This window comes from Pseudahrensia aquimaris (assembly GCF_042676045.1).
Taxonomy (GTDB): domain Bacteria; phylum Pseudomonadota; class Alphaproteobacteria; order Rhizobiales; family Rhizobiaceae; genus Pseudahrensia; species Pseudahrensia aquimaris.
In genome coordinates, this window is the sequence record NZ_JBHTJV010000025.1 from 23,889 (window position 1) to 43,235 (window position 19,347).

The 19,347-nt window shown below is 54.2% G+C and carries 20 protein-coding genes; 17 read left to right on the forward strand and 3 right to left on the reverse strand.

All coding sequences use genetic code 11. The features are described 5' to 3' along the window. The first annotated feature begins 122 nt into the window (after positions 1 to 122). Both ACFQ14_RS14560 and ACFQ14_RS14565 read left to right on the forward strand, forming a co-directional pair. Positions 123 to 434 (forward strand): DUF2853 family protein, encoded by a 312-nt coding sequence (locus ACFQ14_RS14560; RefSeq protein WP_377213481.1) that lies wholly within the window; start codon positions 123 to 125, stop codon positions 432 to 434. 151 nt (positions 435 to 585) lie between these two features. Beyond that, positions 586 to 1,038, forward strand: a complete 453-nt coding sequence (locus ACFQ14_RS14565) for a YHS domain-containing (seleno)protein (protein WP_377213482.1) — start codon at positions 586 to 588, stop codon at positions 1,036 to 1,038. 104 nt (positions 1,039 to 1,142) lie between these two features. Here the strand turns inward: ACFQ14_RS14565 and ACFQ14_RS14570 are convergent, their stop codons facing one another. Further along, complete coding sequence (locus ACFQ14_RS14570) at positions 1,143 to 1,484, reverse strand: DUF2853 family protein (RefSeq protein ID WP_377213483.1); 342 nt, start codon at positions 1,482 to 1,484, stop codon at positions 1,143 to 1,145. 266 nt (positions 1,485 to 1,750) lie between these two features. Here ACFQ14_RS14570 and ACFQ14_RS14575 point away from each other — a divergent pair, with 266 nt between their 5' ends. The 5 genes from ACFQ14_RS14575 (at position 1,751) to ACFQ14_RS14595 (ending at position 5,477) form a co-directional block, all read left to right on the forward strand. Then, the gene (locus ACFQ14_RS14575; protein WP_377213484.1) at positions 1,751 to 2,545 is read left to right on the forward strand and encodes a thymidylate synthase; all 795 of its coding nucleotides are present in this window, start codon (positions 1,751 to 1,753) and stop codon (positions 2,543 to 2,545) included. Beyond that, positions 2,545 to 3,060 (forward strand): dihydrofolate reductase, encoded by a 516-nt coding sequence (locus ACFQ14_RS14580; protein WP_377213485.1) that lies wholly within the window; start codon positions 2,545 to 2,547, stop codon positions 3,058 to 3,060. The genes ACFQ14_RS14575 and ACFQ14_RS14580 overlap by 1 nt, the downstream gene beginning before the upstream one ends. Positions 3,061 to 3,232: 172 nt before the next feature. Next, complete coding sequence (gene hflK / locus ACFQ14_RS14585) at positions 3,233 to 4,363, forward strand: FtsH protease activity modulator HflK (protein ID WP_377213486.1); 1,131 nt, start codon at positions 3,233 to 3,235, stop codon at positions 4,361 to 4,363. Beyond that, positions 4,363 to 5,268 carry a protease modulator HflC gene (gene hflC / locus ACFQ14_RS14590; protein ID WP_377213487.1) on the forward strand — a complete coding sequence of 302 codons (906 nt, stop codon included), beginning with the start codon at positions 4,363 to 4,365 and terminating at the stop codon, positions 5,266 to 5,268. The genes hflK and hflC overlap by 1 nt, the downstream gene beginning before the upstream one ends. Positions 5,269 to 5,291: 23 nt before the next feature. Further along, positions 5,292 to 5,477, forward strand: coding sequence for a DUF2065 domain-containing protein (locus ACFQ14_RS14595; RefSeq protein WP_377213488.1), 186 nt, complete (start codon positions 5,292 to 5,294; stop codon positions 5,475 to 5,477). Positions 5,478 to 5,480: 3 nt separating this feature from the next. Here ACFQ14_RS14595 and ACFQ14_RS14600 read toward each other — a convergent pair whose 3' ends face one another. Beyond that, positions 5,481 to 7,523 carry an acyltransferase family protein gene (locus ACFQ14_RS14600; RefSeq protein ID WP_377213489.1) on the reverse strand — a complete coding sequence of 681 codons (2,043 nt, stop codon included), beginning with the start codon at positions 7,521 to 7,523 and terminating at the stop codon, positions 5,481 to 5,483. A 255-nt stretch (positions 7,524 to 7,778) separates the two neighbouring features. Between ACFQ14_RS14600 and ACFQ14_RS14605 the strand changes: the two genes are divergently transcribed. Beyond that, entirely contained in the window at positions 7,779 to 9,254 is a 1,476-nt protein-coding gene (locus tag ACFQ14_RS14605; RefSeq protein WP_377213490.1) for a DegQ family serine endoprotease, read from the forward strand. Positions 9,255 to 9,348: 94 nt separating this feature from the next. On the opposite strand, the gene serB is transcribed toward ACFQ14_RS14605, so the two are convergent. Continuing rightward, positions 9,349 to 10,251 (reverse strand): phosphoserine phosphatase SerB, encoded by a 903-nt coding sequence (gene serB / locus ACFQ14_RS14610; protein ID WP_377213491.1) that lies wholly within the window; start codon positions 10,249 to 10,251, stop codon positions 9,349 to 9,351. Positions 10,252 to 10,290: 39 nt separating this feature from the next. Here serB and miaA point away from each other — a divergent pair, with 39 nt between their 5' ends. From miaA to ACFQ14_RS14655, 9 genes are all read left to right on the forward strand, one after another. Continuing rightward, the gene (miaA, locus tag ACFQ14_RS14615; protein WP_377213492.1) at positions 10,291 to 11,178 is read left to right on the forward strand and encodes a tRNA (adenosine(37)-N6)-dimethylallyltransferase MiaA; all 888 of its coding nucleotides are present in this window, start codon (positions 10,291 to 10,293) and stop codon (positions 11,176 to 11,178) included. Positions 11,179 to 11,320: 142 nt separating this feature from the next. Further along, entirely contained in the window at positions 11,321 to 12,085 is a 765-nt protein-coding gene (locus tag ACFQ14_RS14620) for a GGDEF domain-containing protein (protein WP_377213493.1), read from the forward strand. Between the two features lie 258 nt (positions 12,086 to 12,343). Next, the gene (locus ACFQ14_RS14625; RefSeq protein ID WP_377213691.1) at positions 12,344 to 13,849 is read left to right on the forward strand and encodes a BCCT family transporter; all 1,506 of its coding nucleotides are present in this window, start codon (positions 12,344 to 12,346) and stop codon (positions 13,847 to 13,849) included. 291 nt (positions 13,850 to 14,140) lie between these two features. Then, positions 14,141 to 15,934, forward strand: coding sequence for an acetolactate synthase 3 large subunit (locus ACFQ14_RS14630; RefSeq protein WP_377213494.1), 1,794 nt, complete (start codon positions 14,141 to 14,143; stop codon positions 15,932 to 15,934). Beyond that, the gene (locus ACFQ14_RS14635) at positions 15,927 to 16,631 is read left to right on the forward strand and encodes a glutathione S-transferase family protein (protein WP_377213495.1); all 705 of its coding nucleotides are present in this window, start codon (positions 15,927 to 15,929) and stop codon (positions 16,629 to 16,631) included. Before ACFQ14_RS14630 ends, ACFQ14_RS14635 begins: the two co-directional genes overlap by 8 nt. Positions 16,632 to 16,794: 163 nt before the next feature. After that, positions 16,795 to 17,388 (forward strand): acetolactate synthase small subunit, encoded by a 594-nt coding sequence (gene ilvN, locus ACFQ14_RS14640; RefSeq protein ID WP_377213496.1) that lies wholly within the window; start codon positions 16,795 to 16,797, stop codon positions 17,386 to 17,388. A 99-nt stretch (positions 17,389 to 17,487) separates the two neighbouring features. After that, on the forward strand, positions 17,488 to 17,889 hold the full coding sequence (locus tag ACFQ14_RS14645; protein WP_377213497.1) for a hypothetical protein: 402 nt from the start codon (positions 17,488 to 17,490) through the stop codon (positions 17,887 to 17,889). A 116-nt stretch (positions 17,890 to 18,005) separates the two neighbouring features. Further along, complete coding sequence (locus ACFQ14_RS14650; protein WP_377213498.1) at positions 18,006 to 18,638, forward strand: hypothetical protein; 633 nt, start codon at positions 18,006 to 18,008, stop codon at positions 18,636 to 18,638. Between the two features lie 79 nt (positions 18,639 to 18,717). Continuing rightward, on the forward strand, positions 18,718 to 19,314 hold the full coding sequence (locus ACFQ14_RS14655) for a LysE family translocator (protein ID WP_377213499.1): 597 nt from the start codon (positions 18,718 to 18,720) through the stop codon (positions 19,312 to 19,314). Positions 19,315 to 19,347 lie beyond the last annotated feature (33 nt).

Here is a 19,347-nt window from a genome sequence, read left to right on the forward strand (position 1 = left end):
ACGAGGAGAGTGCACGATCTTTTACTTGATGGCCCCGCAGGGCCGGTCAAAGCTCTCCATTATTTTAGAACAGGTGATTGTTAAAGAAGGCAATTCTTCAACAATCGAGGGAAGGACAATTTATGAGTGACTATCTCAGCGACGTTCAACGTTATGATTCGGGTGCCGATGCGGATACAATCGAAAAGATCGTAAAGCATTTGGGCATCGCCCTTAAAGGCAAGGATTCTTCTCTTGTGTCATGCTCCGACACAACGGAACTGGACCGCGTTCGCGAAAAATGGTCGATGAAAAAGCTCGGTGAAACCGACGCGTCAGCTTGCGATGAAGTGATCGGAAAAGTCTGCGAAGAAATGAAAGGCGATCGCCAAAAGAACCGCGTCACCTTTTACTATCTCGTGGCCAAGCATCACGGCAAATTGGCCTCGCTCTAAGCGCCAGATTGAACAAGTTGCGGAAAAGGGCGATGCCGAGAGGTGTCGCCTTTTTCTTTGGCGCTCTCAGAGGTCTGACGATCTTGTGACGTGCAGTTGAACCAGGCTTTGACTAGTTTTTGATCAATATAAACTTCAAGGACGAACCGCTATGAACCGTCGCGCTTTTGTTTTCACGCTTGCTCTATCAGCCGCCGCTTTGGCTATGACTACTCTCAATAGCGCGCAGGCGCGTGCCTTCACCGGCACAACTAAGGGTGTTGCGATCAACGGATATGATCCGGTTGCATATTTCACCGAAGGAAAGCCCGTGAAGGGCAATGCGTCGTTTTCAGCCGATTGGGAAGGCGTTAAGTTGCACTTTGCTTCTGCGGCAAACCGCGACACTTTTCTTAGCAACCCGACGAAATATGCGCCGAAATACGGCGGTCATTGTGCGTTTGCAGCCGCAAAGGGTTACATCGCGAAGACCGTGCCCGAGGCATTTTCGATTGTGGATGGTCGCCTGTATCTGAACTTCTCATTGGGCGTTAAGAAACAGTGGGACGGCAATCGTACTGAATTTATAAAATCGGCCGATAAGAATTGGCCGGAGATAAAATAGCACAATAGTGTATATTGGATGGGTTATGACGACCGCCCCCAGCCGAACCTGGGATTGGGGGGTGGTGCAGCTTGGGAGCGGTCTATTTCGGAGAAGTTGGGCGCTTACGAGTAAACGCCTTCCTTTCCGAAATGCTTGGTGAGCATGTAATACACTACCGCCCGGTATTTATTGCGCTCTGACTTGCCATAGGTCTCGATCACGCTGTTAATTGCGGTGTCGAGATCGGCAGAGTTCGCCAAGCCAAGTTTCTTGATCAAGAAGTTGTTCTTGACGGTTTCCAGTTCGCTCGGATCGGAACCTGAAACGGTGGAAGCGTCTGCGTTATAAATTGAAGGTCCACAGCCGATCGTGACTTTGGTCAACAAATCCATGTCTGGGGTCATGCCGCATTTGTTTTTGAGATCGTCGGCATATTTTGCGATCAGATCGTCTCTTTTGCTCATTCGAAGTCCATCCCTGTTCTTATCTTACGTAAGGTAAGGTGTCTCGGATTATTCCGCAACGTCAAATTGCGGGGTTTTGGCACGCGATACCAGTCTTTTCTGTCCGTTGGGCAGGAGCGCTGTGAATTAAAACGGGCATTGCGTGCAACGAAAAAGCAAAGTTGAGCGAAAACCATTTGTGGCAAACAGCCCGATGCGATGGTGCGCTATTGGCAAACTCGCTAAGAGAGTCGCCAAAGAGTTGGTACAACTGCCGAGGCGGCACGATGCAACAATATCACGATCTATTGGCAAAAGTGCTGGACACAGGCACCGACCGCGGCGACCGCACTGGCACGGGCACTCGCTCAATTTTTGGCCATCAGATGCGGTTTGATTTGAGCGAAGGCTTTCCTGTGCTCACAACAAAAAAATTGCACCTGAAATCCATTGTCCATGAACTTCTGTGGTTTCTGAAGGGCTCGTCGAATATTGGCTATCTGAAAGAGAACGGTGTTTCGATTTGGGATGAATGGGCGGACGAGAGCGGAGAACTTGGACCCGTCTATGGTGTGCAGTGGCGTTCATGGCCGAAGCCCGATGGCGGCACCGTGGATCAGATTGAGAATTTGGTGGCGCAGATTAAAGCAAACCCGGAATCACGGCGCTTGATCGTTTCCGCGTGGAACCCGGCGCAGGTGGATGAGATGGCGCTGCCACCTTGCCATTGCCTCTTCCAGTTTTATGTCGCTGACGGCAAGCTGTCGTGCCAGTTGTATCAGCGATCAGCCGACATTTTTCTCGGTGTGCCCTTTAACATCGCCTCTTATGCACTGCTGACGATGATGATGGCGCAGGTTTGCGATTTGGAGACAGGTGATTTCGTCCATACGTTTGGCGATGCTCATCTGTATTCCAACCATTTTGAGCAGGCAAAGTTGCAACTAACCCGCAAACCTAAAGCTCTGCCGCAAATGAAGATAAACCCCAATGTTCGCGATATTTTCGCCTTCACTTTCGATGATTTTGAACTGGTGGGTTATGAGGCCGATCCTCATATCAAAGCGCCGGTGGCTGTTTGATGGTTGATGTATCTATTGTCGTTGCGGCGGCCGAGAATGGCGTCATTGGCGCTGATGGCGATATGCCTTGGCGTTTGTCGACTGATTTGCAGCGGTTCAAAAAACTGACGCTGGGAAAACCGATGATTATGGGGCGCAAGACGTTCGACAGTATTGGCAAGGCGTTGCCGGGCCGAACCTCTATTGTTGTGACCCGTGACAGCGAGTGGCAGGCGGAAGGCGTTGTTGCAGTAGGCTCGCTGGACAAGGCCTTCGATTTGGCTCTTGAAATTGCGAACGCTGACGGAGTTGATGAACTGTGTGTTGTCGGCGGTGGGCAAATTTATGCTCAAGCGATGGATCGAGCGGACGTTTTGCATGTAACGACAGTCCATGCTTCACCGCAGGGCGATACGGTGTTTCCTGCTATCGATCTTGCGGTATGGCAGGCCGTGCATGAAGAGCCGGTTCCCGCTGGCGAAAAAGACAGCGCGACCACCACTTATCGCGTATATCGACGTAAGAAAGCCGGTTAACGGCTCCGTTTGATGCATCCGCGACAATCCGTCAGCTAAATGGTTGCCTACTAAGCCCTAAATCGTCTCCCGCCGCGTTGAAAGGGATGGGGGGCATCCCTATAACAACTGAGACCCTAAGCTGGGCGGTATATTCAACATTTGAAAGCCCCCGTTAGAACAAGGAATTGCAATGCCCTGGAGTAACCAAACCGGTGGTGGAAACAATGGCAGCGGCGGCCCGACTGGCGGCCCGTGGGGCCAAGGTCCGCGTGGGCCACAGAGGCCCGGTGGGCCGGGTGGTGGCGGTAACCAGCCACCGGATCTGGAAGAAATCATCCGCAAAGGCCAAGAGCGGCTCAGAGGCGCGTTGCCAGGCGGCGGCGCGGGTCCTGGTATAGGTGCTGCTGGTTTTGCTGTGCTTGGATTTGTAGCTGTCGGTGCTTGGCTGTTCGCGTCTGCTTATCAAGTCGGCCCCGACGAATTGGGTGTTGAGACGCGCTTCGGCGTGCCAAAAGACGAGGTTTCGTCGGAAGGGCTGCACTTTGCGTGGTGGCCCATCGAATCGGCCGAGAAAGTTCAGATTGTTGAAAAGCAGGTCAATATCGGTGCGGCTGGTCGCGGTTCGAACCGCCAGGGTTTGATGCTGTCCGGTGACCAGAATATTCTCGATGTGCAGTTCACCATTCAGTATTCCATCGCGAATGCGAAGGACTTCCTGTTCAATGTTGCCGAACCCGACGCCATCGTCCGGGAAGTTGGCGAGAGCGCGATGCGCGAAGTTGTCGGTCGTCGTCCGGCTCAAGATACTTTCCGTGACAACCGTCAGGGTGTTGGTGAAGAAGTTCGTGCCATCGTTCAAAAAACGCTCGATGATTACGGCGCCGGCATTGCCATTCGCGCATTGAACATCGAAGACGTGGCGCCGCCGCCCAAGGTGGCGGACGCGTTTGACGAGGTGCAGCGCGCCGAACAGGACGAAGACAAGTTCCAAGAAGAAGCCAACCGTTACCGCAACCGTGTTCTTGGTGCAGCCCGTGGTGAGGCGGCCCAGATCCGAGAGGACGCGGCAGCTTACAAACGCCGTGTCGTTGAAGAAGCAAAGGGTGAGGCGCAGCGTTTCATCTCAGTCTATGACCAATACGCGTTGGCACCGGAAGTGACCCGCAAGCGGCTTTTCTTGGAGACTATGGAAAAGGTTTTGAAGGCCGGTAACAAAGTCATCGTCGAGGGCGGTGGTGCAGGCGGACAAGGTGGAACGGGTGTTGTGCCTTACCTGCCGCTGCCGGAAATTAATAGACAACGTCAAGGAGCGAGCCAGTAATGGGAAATCGTTTAGGAACTGTCGCGATCTTCATTGCGGCTGTCTTGCTGCTGGTATGGTCGTCTCTATTCATCGTGAACGAGCGCCAGCAAGCGATCGTATTGCGCTTCGGTGAGATTAAGCGTGTGATTAAAGATCCGGGCCTCTATTTCAAAGCACCATTCGGTGCATTTGGTTTGGATTCGGTCTCGATTGTAGAGGACCGTCTTTTGCGGTTTGACCTTGACGACATTCGCGTTCAGGTCGCTGGTGGTAAGTTCTACGAAGTGGATGCGTTTTTGACGTATCGCATCTCTAATCCAGCTACCTTCCGCCGTCAGCTTGCAGGCTCCGTTCAGGCCGCCGAGAGTCGTCTTCGAAGCCGTCTCGATGCTGCATTGCGTGAAACATATGGTAAGCGCGGCTTTGAATCCGCGCTATCGGAAGAACGTGCCGTGATGATGCAAGAAGTTCGCGCATCAATTTCGAGCGACGCTAACGATCTCGGATTGACAGTGGTGGATGTTCGTATTCGTCGAACCGACCTTACGGCTGAAGTCTCTGATCAAACGTTTGAGCGTATGAGCGCAGAGCGTCTTGCGGAAGCCGAGCGTATTCGTGCGCGTGGTCAGGAAGCTGCCCGTCGCATCACCTCGGTAGCCGATCGTGAAGTTGTCGAAATCAAGGCCGAAGCACAGCGCGAAGCTGAAATTCTTCGCGGTGAAGGCGAGGGTGAACGCAACGGTATTTTCGCTGATGCCTACAGTCGCGATCCTGAGTTTTTCGCTTTCTATCGCTCGATGCGGGCCTATGAAGAGGCTTTGGAGAATGCTGGGACGACAATGGTTCTGTCGCCCAACTCCGAGTTCTTCCAGTTCTTCAAAGACGCTAACGGTGTGCCAGCCGCTCCTGCGGCTGGAAACTAAGCAAATCGACAGGCCGGTGAGCCATGAGTGACCTGCTCGTTGCCATCGGCCTGTTTCTTGCCCTTGAGGGCGCACTCTATGCTGGCCTTCCCGCACAGGCGCGGAAAATGGCATTCGAAGTCTCTCAAATGAACGAGTCATATTTGCGCAAGGGCGGAATGATCGCCCTTGTGATCGGGGTGGGGCTTGTCTGGCTGGTTCGTGGTTAGCGATCAGTTTCCCGAGATCGTTCCTGTCGCATCTATCCCTGATGCATTCGCTGGTGATTGGACCAGTGCAGGATCACCACCCAGTTTGTATTTTCCATTGTTTTTCTCATAGGCGGCCAAACGTGCGCCCCAACCCTTCGTCGTGATTGCCAAACGATTGCGAGCAAGGCGGGTGAAGTGGATTGAGCCCTCGATGTTGAAATGGTGGCTGTCGCGGTAAAGCAGCTGGCCGTTGCGAATAAAGGTGCAATCGCCTCCGGCACATTGCAGATCGCTTACACGAACCAGATCGGGCAGGGCTGCAGCGAACCGCTCGTTGTATAAAAGTTCGGACGCAGCAGCTTCTGGATCACCCGTGCAGCGCTGGGATATGGCCTCGTCGGTCAGCATAAAGGCGGGAACGTTCACGCAATCAATGAGAGATTTTCCCGGACGGATGAAGTCTGCAACGACCCGCACCGCATGGTTTCCATCATTCAACGTCTTGATGATTTGCGAGGTGGCGTACGCGATGCGTTCCGGTTGATACCGTTTTGCTGAAGTGATCAAGATGTGCGCGGGTGGTGCGCTTTTGAGCAGCTTGGCGAGTTTCAGGTTTCGGTCAACGCAGCCTTGGGTTTTGGTACTCCCATAGTCACGTACATAGCCTGCGAAACCGGATTGCGGGACGCAGCCATTCATATAAGCTATGTGGACGTTGTAGTTCGGGTAGGCTTCCGAGACGCCAGCTGCCAAATGCAGGGCGTGGCTGTCTCCCCAAACGATGATGTCGTGGCGCTTTCCGCGATAGTTTTGACACGTGATCAAATCGCGGTGGTCGCCTGCAAACGTTCCTGATGGTGCGGGGGAAGTGCAGTAGCGGTCGCGCATGGCATTTCGCATTTCGACTTCCGTTTGCGCCACGCGCCGCTCGGCTGGCACGCGCCATTCCATTCCTCCCCACTGCCAGGCGGTCGCCGAGGGCAGAGAAACGAGAATGGCGCAGACTCCGGCAGCGCCTGCAAAGCGCAGATCCATGTTTGGCACACTGTTGCGAAAGCGGGTCTCAATGAAACGGTATTGCACCCACCCCAGCAGCACCGAAAGAGCAATGATGAGCCAGCGACCGAAAGTGTCCGGCTGGCTCTGCGTAATCACCGCATAGAAGACTACGATCGGCCAATGCACCAGATAGAGCGAGTAGCTGATTTTGCCGAACCAAACCATCGGTGCAGTGCGCAGGGGTGCGCTTGCCCATTTGGCATCGCTAAACGCAATAAATAGGGCTGTGCCGACACAGGGGATGAGCGAGGCGACACCGGGAAAGGGGGTGTCGTGGGCATAGGCGAAGATCGAATAGACGATTAGCGCCAGGCCCGCTCCGGCCCCGGCCTCTTTAGCCGAATTGGGCAAAGCGCGGGTACTGGGAAGCCAAACAAGCGCTGCACCGATGCCGAGTTCCACGACCCGTGCGGGGAGGAGATAGAAGGCGGCATCACGGTCTGCAGCCAGCCAATATTGCGCCAAAAGCAGGCTGGCGATGCAGATTGTGCCGAGGACAGCGAGTGCTGCCGGATTGCGCAGCTTCACGAGCAGGAAAACCACCACTGCGGGCCAGATGAAATAGAATTGCTCTTCTACCGAGAGGGACCATGTGTGCAGCAGCGGTTTGGTGGTCGCGGCAACATCGAAATAGTCGGCCTCAAACCAGAAATAGACGTTTGATACGCTGGTTAGCGCCGCAATTGTTGATGCGGCAAAGTCCTGCATTTGTGCTGGCGAGAAAAAAATAAAGGCTGCAGCCCATGTGAATAAAACCGTGCAGAGCAATGCAGGAAAAAGCCGTCTGATGCGGCGCAGATAAAAGCGGCCAAATCGGAATGATCCCGACTCGCCAACTTCGCGCACGATGAGACTGGTGATCAGATAGCCGGAAATGACGAAGAACACATCGACGCCAACAAAGCCGCCGCCGAAAAGGGTAAAACCGGCATGATAGAACAACACCGAAAGCACAGCGATGGCGCGTAGCCCGTCTATTTCCGGCCTGTATTGGAGTTTCGCCATCGATTTCGCCCACCTGCGGAAGACTGCAGGTGCACTATGGCCTTGGCGCCGTTAAACTTTCCTGAATTGGCTGCTTGTTTGGCGTGCTTAGGACCAATTGCCTCAATCGCGCAAATATCAGCCAATGTGAGCGTTCTAGGCTTCCCCTTTTCCACCAAATCGGGCTTGATGGTGACAATCAAACGCCCCATTTGCGGGTTTTAGTCATTGGCACTGCGCAGTGCATCCGGCTCGTCGGACTTCAGGAGAAAATCCATGACATTCAAGAAATTCCTTAAGACGGCTGCGTTGGCCTTTGCTGTGACGGTGGCACCCGTGTCCGGCACGGTTACCGCTTACGCTGCTGGTCCTGCATCAGTGGCGGATCTGGCGGAGAATCTGCTGGGCGCTGTCGTGAATATTTCCACTTCACAAAACGTCGCTTCCGGTCCCGGTCAGCGAGCCCCGCGCCCGCAAGTGCCTGATGGTTCGCCGTTTCAGGAGTTTTTCGACGAATTCTTCAACAACCGCAATGGACAACAGCAACAGCGCCGAAACGCGCCTCGTTCGCGTAAAGTGCAATCTCTCGGTTCGGGTTTTGTCATTGATCCCGAAGGCATCATTATTACGAACAACCATGTGATCGCGGATGCTGACGAAATCACCGTGGACTTCACCGATGGTTCAAAATTGATCGCCACGGTGGTTGGCACTGACCCAAAAACAGATATTGCGGTTTTGAAAGTGACGCCGGAAAAGCCGCTTCAAGCTGTTGCGTTCGGCGCCTCGAAGTCTTCGCGGGTGGGGGACTGGGTTATGGCAATCGGCAACCCCTTCGGACAGGGCTCATCGGTCACGCTCGGTATCATTTCTGCCATCAACCGCGATATTAACTCCGGACCCTATGACAACTTCATCCAGACAGATGCCGCGATCAACCGAGGCAACTCTGGTGGCCCACTGTTCAACATGAACGGAGAGGTTATTGGCATCAACACTGCTATCATCTCACCATCGGGTGGCTCGATTGGTTTGGGCTTTTCCATTCCATCCAGTCTTGCTACCGGCGTAATTGACCAGTTGCGCAATTTTGGTGAAACGCGCCGCGGCTGGTTGGGTGTATCCATTCAGCCGGTCAATGAGGACGAAGCGGAAGCGCTTGGCATGACCAGTGCTCGCGGTGCGCTTGTTGCAGGTGTTACGCCGAAAGGTCCGGCAGAAAAGTCGGGCATCAAGGTCGGTGACGTTGTGCTGACATTCGATGGGAAATCCGTCGACGAAATGCGGGATCTGCCACGGATTGTTGCCGACACAGAGGTCGGAAAATCCGTCGATGTTGTTGTGCTGCGCAAAGGCAAAGAAGAGAATATAAAGGTGGCTGTTGGCCGTCTGGAAGATGGCGAAAAGGCGATGGCGGCCGGAGAGAATTCCGGTGATGCTGAAGAAAGCAAAACCGTAAGCGCATTGGGCATGACCTTTGGCGAGTTAACCGATGAAGCACGCAGCGAATTCAAGATCAATTCGGAAACCAAAGGCGTGTTGATCACAGCGGTAGAAGACGGATCAGTCGCTGCCGAGAAAGGCGTGAAGGCTGGCGCTGTGCTTTCCGAAATCGGGCAGGAAGCGGTATCGACACCAGCGGAAGTTGAAGCACGGTTCGCGGCACTGAAGAAGGAAGGACGCAAGAAAGCGTTGCTTCTGATTTCATCGCCTGATGGTCAGTTGGGTTTCGTCGTTCTGTCACTCGAGTAGAATAGAAGTCTTGGTCTGAAATTAAAAAGGCGCCTTTAAGCAATGGCTTGAGGCGTCTTTTTTATAATTCAATTGGATCGCTTAAAGTGCTGATTCATCCTGAAAAATCTGCTTTGCGGTAGCCTTGGATATAGAGCAAGGCTGTCAGATCTCCGTGGTCGATACGCATTTTGGCTTGTTCGGCAACGATCGGTTTTGCGTGTAGAGCAACGCCCGAACCAGCGCGAGCCAGCATGGCCAAATCGTTCGCGCCATCGCCCACGGCGATGACGTCGTCGGCCACGAGATTGCGGCTGGCAATGATGTCTTCAAGAGCATCGACCTTTGCCTGACGACCCAAAATCGGCGGGATCGCCTCTCCCGACAAGTGGTCGCCATCCACGCCCAAAACATTTGCGCGGTTTTCATCGAAACCGAGGCGCTGCGCTATCCTGCTGGTGAACTGTGTGAAGCCTCCAGAGACGAGCGCACAATAAGCACCATGAGCCTTCATTGTTGCCGTCAATTGTTCTGCTCCCGGCATCAATGTGATGCGCTTTTCCAGCACGTCGTTGATTATGGTCAGAGGCAGGCCCTTCAGCAGCCCCACGCGCTCACGCAGAGCTGGTTCGAATTCAATTTCACCCCGCATGGCACGGGCTGTGATATCTGCCACGCGGTCTCCAACGCCGGCTTCGGCTGCCAACTCGTCGATGCATTCCTGCTGGATCAATGTGGAATCCATATCCGCCAACAGCACTTTCTTGCGTCGTGCATCGGCATCCTGCACAACCACATCAATGGCGAGGTTGGAGGATATGTCTTCGAGGGCAACGAGAATGTGCTCGCGGGCGATTTTGGTATCTTCCGGCAGCGGGATATCGCAGGCGATGCCGTCAGCTAAAAAGTAGACGGCGCGTGCTCTTACGCTATCACGTGCGGCATCAGCGATTTGCGGTGTGAGGCATGGATTGGCCGGGTTGGCGATCAGTGTCGCGACACGTTGGGCGGTAATCATCTTGTGGGACGGTCTCGACTGAAGAAGTGAGGATTTGCGGTGCCGCAATTGGATGCGATTTTGATAGCGGGGCCAACCGCCAGCGGCAAGTCGGCCTTTGCAGTCGATTTGGCCGAGCGGGTTGATGGCGAGATCATCAATACGGATTCGATGCAAGTTTACCCCGTTTTGAATGTATTGACGGCGCGGCCTCCAAAGGAAGACTTGGAGCGGGTGCCGCATCATCTTTACGCCCACGTGGACCCTCGGCTCTCATATTCGGCCGCGCAGTGGGTTCAACATGCTGAGGCCGCGTTTAGCGATGTGACTAAGCGGGGCCGTGTTCCGATTTTCGTTGGTGGAACGGGATTGTATTTTATGGCGCTGGAGGAGGGGCTTTCGGCTGTGCCACCCATTCCAGAAGATGTGCGCGAGGGCGTGCGCCAGGAATTGATTGATCGGGGCGCACCCCACATGCACGCCAAGCTGGCACAACTTGATCCAGCGGCAGCAGCCCGCTTAAAGCCGGGAGATAGCCATCGCATTGCGCGGACGCTGGAAGTTGTGTTGGCGCATGGCAAGCCTTTGGCGAGCTTTCACGAGGACGATCAGAACAGCGGTTTTCTCTCCGGTAAGCGGCTTCAGAAGCATTTGTTGATGCCTCCTCGTTCCACTTTGCACAAGCGGATAGATCAACGGGCTGGTGCCATGCTGGATGGTGGAGCGATTGATGAGGTTCGAGCGCTGCTGGCGCTCAATTTGCCGCGGGATGCAACCGCTTTGCGAGCGATTGGGGTTTCTGCAATAGGGTCATACATTCGTGGTGAACAAAGTCTTAGCGAGACAGAAAATCTTTTAAAAACAGCGACAAGGCAATATGCCAAGCGCCAATCAACTTGGTTTCGCAACCGTTTGGGCGAAAAATGGAAGGTGCATGGCGGTCAATAATCCAGCGATGCGGCAAGGAAACCCACGCATTAGCGGCTGATTTAGACTTTCAGTGTTACTTTTTTCCATTGACCGTGGGGCGGTTGGGGCAACTGGAAATTGTTGCGCGGAATCCGCCTGTTGTCGTTCGCGGCAAACAGCAATGGGAATTGACTTGCGCAGGCTGGCTGACACAGCTTTTTGGGTTTACACGGCAGGTGCGACCACCAGCCTGGCCTTGGCTGTCTACGCTTTCGTTAATCACGGTGGTTTCCCCTCCGTATCGGGTAGCCGCGAGTGGGGGCTGTCGACTTGGGAAATCGCGGTTTTCGTTATGGCGCTGACGCTTATATTTGGCCTGTTTTTCACAGTGCCGTTGCTGCGCAAGGCAAATCTGGAGCAGGCGAAACTGACCGACCACGCTGCTAAGCTGGAAGTTGAGGTCGTGACCGATCCGCTGACCGGGCTTTACAATCGTCGCTATTTTGAGCGTGCTCTGGGCGAATACATACGTGAGTTCAGCCGCATCAAAGCGCCGCTTGCGCTGCTGACGCTTGATCTTGACCATTTCAAAAGCGTCAACGACACCTATGGCCACGATGTTGGTGATATCGTGCTGAAGGAACTGGCCAAGCGGTTGCAGCAACTCACCCGAGAACATGACATCGTTGCGCGGACCGGCGGCGAGGAGTTTTGTATTGTCGCGCCATTTTCCCGAGAAGACCAGATCCGCCCTTTTGCCGAGCGTGTTTGCAGAATGATCGCGGAGATGCGTGTCGACGTGGGGCAAGTGATCCTGCGCCCCACCGTCTCAATCGGTGTTGCCGCCACATCAGACGGCATTGCAAACGCCGCCCAACTCCTAAAGGTTTCAGATGAGCGCCTTTATGAAGCCAAGGACAAGGGCCGCAATCGCGTAGTCTTCTAGGGCGTGGCAGTTGAGGTTGTTAGAGATCTGATAAATAGTCGTTTTTCCCTTCAAAAGTCTGCGCACTGTTCATATTGCCTCAGGTAAACCAGCGTTTTGATGTAAATAGAGTCATCATTCCCAAATGATCCCGACACACTCGCACGGTTGGGAGAAACGAAAGGGAGCTTCGTTACGAGTGCGGACACCACAACCGCAAGCGTGGCCGGACTAGAGCAAGACGATCTGGCGCCCCATCCAATCGATACCGACTTCTAGATAGGTCAGCACAATATCACGCCCTTTGGGCTGGATATTCATAACCCTGTCTTTTTGGTCTCTGGATTGTTGGTTGTGGCGTTCGTGTTCATCACACTAGCGTTTCAAACGCAGGCGGCAGAATTCTTCGGCTGGCTTCGGCCTATGCTGACGTTGACGTTCGATTGGTTCTTCTTGAGCGCCGCCAATTTCTTTGTCATTTTGTGCATCTTTGTGATGGTCACACCGCTTGGCAAAATACGCCTCGGGGGCGACAACGCGACGCCGGACTACAGTTATTCCGGTTGGTTTGCGATGTTGTTTGCTGCGGGCATGGGCATTGGGCTTATGTTTTTTGGCGTGTCTGAGCCGATGTCCCACTTTGCTTCTTCGATGGGAGGCACGGCTGCAGAGGCCGGTGTTCGAACCGACTGGGCGCCACTTGAGGCGGCTGTTGGCGATGTTGAGTCAGCCCGCAATCTTGCTATGGCTGCCACAATCTTTCATTGGGCGCTGCATCCGTGGGCGATCTATGCGGTTGTTGCTTTGTCGCTTGCTTTCTTCACATTTAACCGCGGTTTGCCGCTCACCCTGCGCTCGGCATTTTATCCCATATTGGGCGAGCGTATCTGGGGTTGGTGGGGCCACACCATCGATATCCTTGCGGTATTTGCCACCCTGTTCGGGCTGGCGACTTCGTTGGGCTTCGGTACGGAACAAGCGCTTGCCGGTCTGAACTTCTTGTTCGGCTGGGGAACCGGGCCTTTGGCAAAAGTGCTGCTCATCGGAGCAATAACAGGCCTTGCCTTGATTTCGGTGTTGCGTGGCCTTGATGGCGGCGTGAAAGTTCTGTCCGAGATCAACATCGTAATCGCTGCATTGCTTTTGGCGTTCATTTTCATCGTCGGCCCGACATCGACTATTTTGTCGACGATCGTTTATGGTAGCGCGGCATACGCAACAAACTTGTTGCCGCTTTCCATGCCGTTTGTGGGCATGTTCATTGCCCGCGTCTCGCGCGGACGCACGGTGCGCGAATTCGTCTTTTGCGTGATCGTCATCCCAACGCTGGTTTGCGTTGTCTGGATGGGTGTTTTCGGTGGCACGGCTATTTCTCAGGTGGCGGCGAATGCGGCCGCGCCCTTGAAAGATGCTGCACTGGAGTTAAAGCTCTTTGAGATGCTCAAACCGCTGCCGCTGTCTGGCATCACTTCCTTTATCGGCATCGCGTTGGTTCTGGTGTTCTTCGTGACATCATCAGATTCCGGCTCTCTGGTGATCGATACGATCACAGCAGGCGGCAAAACGGACGCACCCGCTGCCCAGCGTGTTTTCTGGTGTACATTTGAAGGCGTGGTTGCCGCGACGCTGCTTCTGGTAGGGGGAGCTGGTGCGCTGACAGCGCTTCAAGCCATGGCGGGGAGCACAGGGTTCCCGTTCACAATCGTGCTTCTGGCCATGTGCTTCAGTCTCGTTATCGGGTTGATGCAAAGCCACCGCGAGCACGCGCAAGCGGTGCCCGCATAAACACCAAAGGGCCCCGTACGCCGTGCGGGGCCTTTTCTTCGGCAACAAACCCTGTTGACGGATGACTTTGCCGCGCTATTGTGAGGCTGTTGAAACGGGAGACAACGACCGATGGTCATGAATTCCATTCTTGTAGTAGTAGGCAAGCGCGTTGGCATGAGGGGCTGAACCACCTTTCATGAATGCTAACGCGCATCAGGCTCCCACCGGGGGCCTTTTTTATTGGCTAAAGCGGCCTTAAAAGACATCAATCCAGCCCATGAGCGGGCGAACGACGAAAGAACCTGAACGATGGCAGGCAAGACAAAGACGAAGAGCAAAGCACGGGAAATGACTGGCGCCGAAATGGTCATCAACGCGCTGATCGACAATGGCGTGACCGATATCTTCGGCTATCCCGGCGGTGCGGTGCTTCCGATCTATGATGAATTGCACCAACAGGAAACCATTAAGCACGTGCTGGTTCGCCATGAGCAGGGCGCAGGTCACGCTGCTGAGGGCTATGCGCGTTCGACGGGCAAACCGGGTGTAATGTTGGTCACGTCTGGTCCTGGCGCGACGAACGCTGTGACACCGCTGCAAGATGCGCTGATGGACTCAATTCCGCTCGTTTGCATCACAGGACAGGTGCCAACGTCACTGATCGGTTCTGATGCATTTCAGGAATGTGACACGGTTGGCATTACGCGTCCGTGCACCAAGCACAATTGGCTCGTTCAGAGCGTTGATGACTTGGCGATGGTTTTGCACGAGGCTTTTTACGTGGCGACGAATGGTCGACCTGGCCCGGTTGTTATTGATATTCCCAAGGACGTTCAGTTCGCGACCGGCATGTATCATCCGCCCAGCGCGTTTGAGCCAACGAGCTATCAGCCAAAGCTTAAAGGGGACGACAGCGCGATCAAGGCTGCTGTGAAGCTGATGATGGGCGCGAAGAAGCCGGTGATTTATTCCGGTGGCGGCGTTATCAATTCTGGGCCGAAGGCGTCGAAACTGCTGCGCGAATTGGTGAAGGAAACAGGCTTTCCGATAACTTCTACGCTCATGGGATTGGGTGCTTATCCAGCATCGGGCGACAATTGGCTGGGCATGCTTGGGATGCACGGCACGTATGAAGCCAACATGGTGATGCATGATTGTGATGTTATGGTCTGTGTTGGCGCGCGTTTTGACGACCGCATCACGGGCCGGCTGGATGCGTTTTCGCCAAACTCCAAGAAGATCCACATTGATATTGATCCATCGTCGATCAACAAGGTTGTGCATGTCGATGTGCCGATCATTGGCGATGTTGAAGCTGTTTTGAAGGTGATGCTGAAAGAGGTGAAAGCTTCTGCAAAAAAGGCCGACACCAAAGCGCTGAAAGCCTGGTGGAAGCAGGTCAATACATGGCGTGACCGAAACTCGCTGGCCTACAAGCCGAACAAAGACGTGATCATGCCGCAATATGCCATTGAGCGGCTGTATGCGCTGACGAAAGACCGCAAGACCTACATCACCACGGAAGTTGGCCAGCACCAAATGTGGGCTGCGCAGTTTTACGGCTTCGAAGAACCGAACCGCTGGATGACGTCGGGCGGCCTTGGCACGATGGGGTATGGATTGCCGGCGGCATTGGGCGTGCAGATCGCTCATCCGGACGCACTGGTGGTTGATATTGCGGGCGACGCGTCGATCCAGATGTGCATTCAGGAAATGTCGGCTGCGTTGCAATACGACGCGCCTATAAAGATCATGATCTTGAACAACGAATACATGGGCATGGTGCGCCAGTGGCAGCAATTGCTGCATGGCAACCGTCTTTCCCATTCCTACACCGAGGCGATGCCGGATTTTGTTAAACTGGCGGAAGCCTATGGCGGCACAGGTATTCGTTGCACGAAACCCGATCAGCTTGACGATGCCATCATGCAAATGATCGAAACACCAGGTCCGGTGATTTTCGATTGTTGCGTCGTGACGTTGGCCAATTGCTTCCCGATGATTCCATCCGGTAAGGCGCACAACGAAATGTTGTTGCCGGATGAAGCGACCGATGAGGCTGTGGGCTCGGCGATTGACGAGAAGGGCAAGGCACTTGTCTGATCTGCATCTTGTCATTGCAAACAAGCTGTATTCTTCGTGGTCGCTGCGCGCGTGGCTGTTGCTGCGCGCGTTCGATATCCCGTTCCGTGAGACGGTGATCGCGATGTACAAGCCTGACACGCGCGAGAAGATTCTGGCCTATAGTCCAACCGGCAAGGTGCCCGTGCTGATGCGTGGCGACATGAAGGTTTGGGAAAGCCTTGCAATTGTGGAAAGCGTGGCCGAGTGGTTTCCCGACAAGGCGATCTGGCCCACTGATGAAGCCGCTCGCGCCCATGCCCGTGCTGCGGCGAGTGAGATGCACGCTGGCTTTATGGGGTTGCGCTCGGCCTGTCCGATGAACCTGACCAAGACGTTTCTGCCAAAGGATCGAGGCGACGCGGTTGTTGCCGATGTTCAGCGCTTGGGTGAGTTGTGGGGCGATGCCCGCAACCGTTTTGGCGCTGATGGGCCGTATCTCTATGGCGGTTTCAGCGCGGCCGATGCGATGTTTGCGCCGGTTGTGAGCCGTTTGCGGACTTATGGAATTGAGATCTCACCGCAGATGCAGACCTATGCCGATGCGGTCTGGGATCATCCGGCTTTCGTTCAGTGGCGGGCAGAAGCCTTTGAAGAGCCTTGGTTTGTCGCTCATTATGAAGAGGGCGAAACGCCGCTTGAGGTTTTGGTCTCACCCGCAGAAGAGCGTGCCGCATGATGGTAATATCGATCGTGGCCCATACACTATCCCGTTCCTCGGTGATCAACCACCGTCCAACGCAATCATCGTGCTTTGTATTATTTCTGCTGGCCTCGCCCTTGCGTGCTGTCGGCCAAAGCGCAAAATTCTATCCATCAATCCGGGGGCGTGAGCCAATCCAATGAGCAACGAAATTCAAAATCAAAACGTGGTGGTTCAGCCACCAGCATCTGCTTATTTCATAGCTGCGAACGATCAGCGCGTGGAACGACACACGCTTTCGGTTTTGGTGGATAACAAGCCGGGTGTTTTGGCCCGTGTGATCGGACTGTTTTCTGGACGTGGCTACAACATCGAAAGCCTAACGGTATCTGAGACAGAGCACGATAAACACCTCTCGCGCATCACCATTGTCACTAGCGGGACGGCTTCTGTTCTGGAGCAGATCAAAAGCCAGATCGACCGTATCGTGCCTGTGCACCGCGTTGTCGATTTGACGTTGCGGGCCCACGAACTGGGCCATGAAAAGGCGCTGGAGCGCGAGCTTGCACTGGTGAAAGTGAAGGGCAAGGGTGACAAGCGCGTTGAGGCTCTGCGGCTCGCAGAAGCCTTCGGTGCGACTGTGGCGGATGCCAATACGGAGCATTTCGTTTTCGAAATCACGGGCCGCGCGACTAAGATTGATCAATTTATCTCAATCGTAACACCCCTTGGTCTGGTGGAAGTGTGCCGCACAGGAATTGCCGCGATGAACCGGGGCAAAGCGGGGATGTAATTAGGTTTGGCGCTGCTGAAACGACCTCTTTTTGCACCTATTGGTCCGCATACCGTGCGGGCTATCATTGTTTCAGTCCCTGCTTCGGCATTTGTGTTCATGGCATCGATTGGCGCGGTTGAGGCGGTCGATTCACTTCTCAAAGGCCAAATCCCGATAGAGCGGTTTTTAAGAAATCTGCCGTTGTGGTTCACCATTGCTTTGGTGGTTGGAGGGGCAATGCTGATACCCGCATTCTTGGTCGCGCTGCCGCTGTATAAGTTTGCAAAAGCGCAAATCGGTATCAATTTTTGGACCTGCATCGTCTTTGCCACCCTCATAGTGGCTGTGATTTGGCTATTCATATTGGGTGGGCGCATAATGACGATGTCCAATTTGCTTTCGCCGTCGTCGCTCTATTTTTTATCACCGGGTTTGTTTGCAGGATTTATCTTTCACCGCATCGACCAAGGCGTATGGTTCAAAAAGCGCGAAGAAACCAATCCGGTCGATGTATTTTGAACATCGCTCGCATCTTCAGTTCTCTGCCCTTATCAGCATTCGTCTTCTGTCTCGCATTAGCGTTTATACCTGCGTCTTCGTCTACCCAGGAGCCGCAATTGCAAGACATGGAGTTGATGAAAACTGCAATTGACGCAGACGATCGGTTCAATGCTGCGTTTCGTTCCTGTCCGGCTGAACAATTTGGTGAGAATTCCAGTTTCTTCTATCGATGGGCCATTTTCACCGCGCCCTCGTGGGCAACGTGCCTCGATAATCCTATGGCTTGTCTCAATGCCTGTAAGTCCGGCTCGGAACGTGCCTGTTTTCGAGCGGCGCGGTGGGTGGAGCGCTTTTTCAAAGAGACCCACAATGTTGAAGCGCGGAAGATTTACGCTTTCGGCTGCACAGTTGGTAGTCGTGGTTCATGCCTGAACCGTGGAGGAGGGTTGCGGAACTCTTATCTCGAAGAAGATACGTTCCAAAATGACGATGAGGACCAGCGGGCTGCCTGCGAATACAGTTTGTTCAAACACGCTTGCTCAAAGGACGGGAAAGCTGCCTCGACCGGCTGGGGGTGCGCGATGTTGGGCCAAGCGACCGAGTTGGGCCAAGGCACGGAATTTGACCTTGTTGAAGCGGAGCGCCTGTACCGAAAAGGCATGGCAGCCAGCTGCGTTCGTCAGCAAGATGAAACGTCTGAAGACCGAACGCTGAAACCTGCCTGCGCTTTCGCTGAACGACGGTTGAAGTTCATACGGGGCCAATGAACGGACGTTGCCGATAGTTTGTTGACTTTGACGGCAACTTTAGGTCAGTGTCCCTGACTAATTATCAGATTGCTCCGATATGTCACTCGCCACGTTCCTCTCGCTTATGGCGTTTTCGTTTGTCTCTTCCGTTACTCCGGGGCCAAACAACATCATGCTGTTTGCATCTGGCGTAAACTTTGGTTTGCGCCGGACGTGGCCGCACGCTTTCGGCATCGCTTTTGGTTTCGGCGTTTTGCTCGGGGCTGTCGGGGCTGGGCTTGGTGTTCTGATCGACCAATATCCCCAGTCGAAACTTGTGCTGAAAGTGCTTGGCGGCAGCTACATGCTTTATCTTGCGTGGAAGATCGCCAACGCAGGGCCGGTTGAAGTTAAAGAGGGCGCGGCGCGGCCTATGCGGTTTTATGAGGCTGCGCTCTTTCAGTGGGTCAATCCGAAAGCATGGGTCATGGCCATTTCTGCTATGACTGCCTACACAGCGGAAGGCGACTATTCGGTCAATGTAGGCATCGTGGTTTTTGCCTTTGTGGTGGTGAATTTTCCTTCGGTCACCATTTGGGCGGCTTTCGGCCAATTGATGCGCGATTGGCTGTCGGACCCGAAGCGGCTGCGCATATTCAATGTTGGCATGGCCTTGGCACTGGTTGCATCGCTTTGGCCGATTTTGTTGGTCTGATTTATCCACAGCCAGGCCTACCTTTTTGGTAGT

Bases quoted from the DNA above. Each gene is read 5' to 3' on its own strand.
- ilvN (WP_377213496.1), top strand. From the start codon at position 16,795: ATGAGCAACGAAATTCAAAATCAAAACGTGGTGGTTCAGCCACCAGCA.
- ACFQ14_RS14565 (WP_377213482.1), top strand. From the start codon at position 586: ATGAACCGTCGCGCTTTTGTTTTCACGCTTGCTCTATCAGCCGCCGCT.
- ACFQ14_RS14645 (WP_377213497.1), top strand. From the start codon at position 17,488: ATGGCATCGATTGGCGCGGTTGAGGCGGTCGATTCACTTCTCAAAGGC.
- ACFQ14_RS14650 (WP_377213498.1), top strand. From the start codon at position 18,006: ATGAAAACTGCAATTGACGCAGACGATCGGTTCAATGCTGCGTTTCGT.
- ACFQ14_RS14595 (WP_377213488.1), top strand. From the start codon at position 5,292: ATGAGTGACCTGCTCGTTGCCATCGGCCTGTTTCTTGCCCTTGAGGGC.
- ACFQ14_RS14580 (WP_377213485.1), top strand. From the start codon at position 2,545: ATGGTTGATGTATCTATTGTCGTTGCGGCGGCCGAGAATGGCGTCATT.
- hflC (WP_377213487.1), top strand. From the start codon at position 4,363: ATGGGAAATCGTTTAGGAACTGTCGCGATCTTCATTGCGGCTGTCTTG.
- ACFQ14_RS14655 (WP_377213499.1), top strand. From the start codon at position 18,718: ATGTCACTCGCCACGTTCCTCTCGCTTATGGCGTTTTCGTTTGTCTCT.
- serB (WP_377213491.1), bottom strand. From the start codon at position 10,251: ATGATTACCGCCCAACGTGTCGCGACACTGATCGCCAACCCGGCCAAT.
- ACFQ14_RS14560 (WP_377213481.1), top strand. From the start codon at position 123: ATGAGTGACTATCTCAGCGACGTTCAACGTTATGATTCGGGTGCCGAT.
- ACFQ14_RS14620 (WP_377213493.1), top strand. From the start codon at position 11,321: ATGGGAATTGACTTGCGCAGGCTGGCTGACACAGCTTTTTGGGTTTAC.
- ACFQ14_RS14630 (WP_377213494.1), top strand. From the start codon at position 14,141: ATGGCAGGCAAGACAAAGACGAAGAGCAAAGCACGGGAAATGACTGGC.
- ACFQ14_RS14575 (WP_377213484.1), top strand. From the start codon at position 1,751: ATGCAACAATATCACGATCTATTGGCAAAAGTGCTGGACACAGGCACC.
- ACFQ14_RS14605 (WP_377213490.1), top strand. From the start codon at position 7,779: ATGACATTCAAGAAATTCCTTAAGACGGCTGCGTTGGCCTTTGCTGTG.
- hflK (WP_377213486.1), top strand. From the start codon at position 3,233: ATGCCCTGGAGTAACCAAACCGGTGGTGGAAACAATGGCAGCGGCGGC.
- ACFQ14_RS14600 (WP_377213489.1), bottom strand. From the start codon at position 7,523: ATGGCGAAACTCCAATACAGGCCGGAAATAGACGGGCTACGCGCCATC.
- ACFQ14_RS14570 (WP_377213483.1), bottom strand. From the start codon at position 1,484: ATGAGCAAAAGAGACGATCTGATCGCAAAATATGCCGACGATCTCAAA.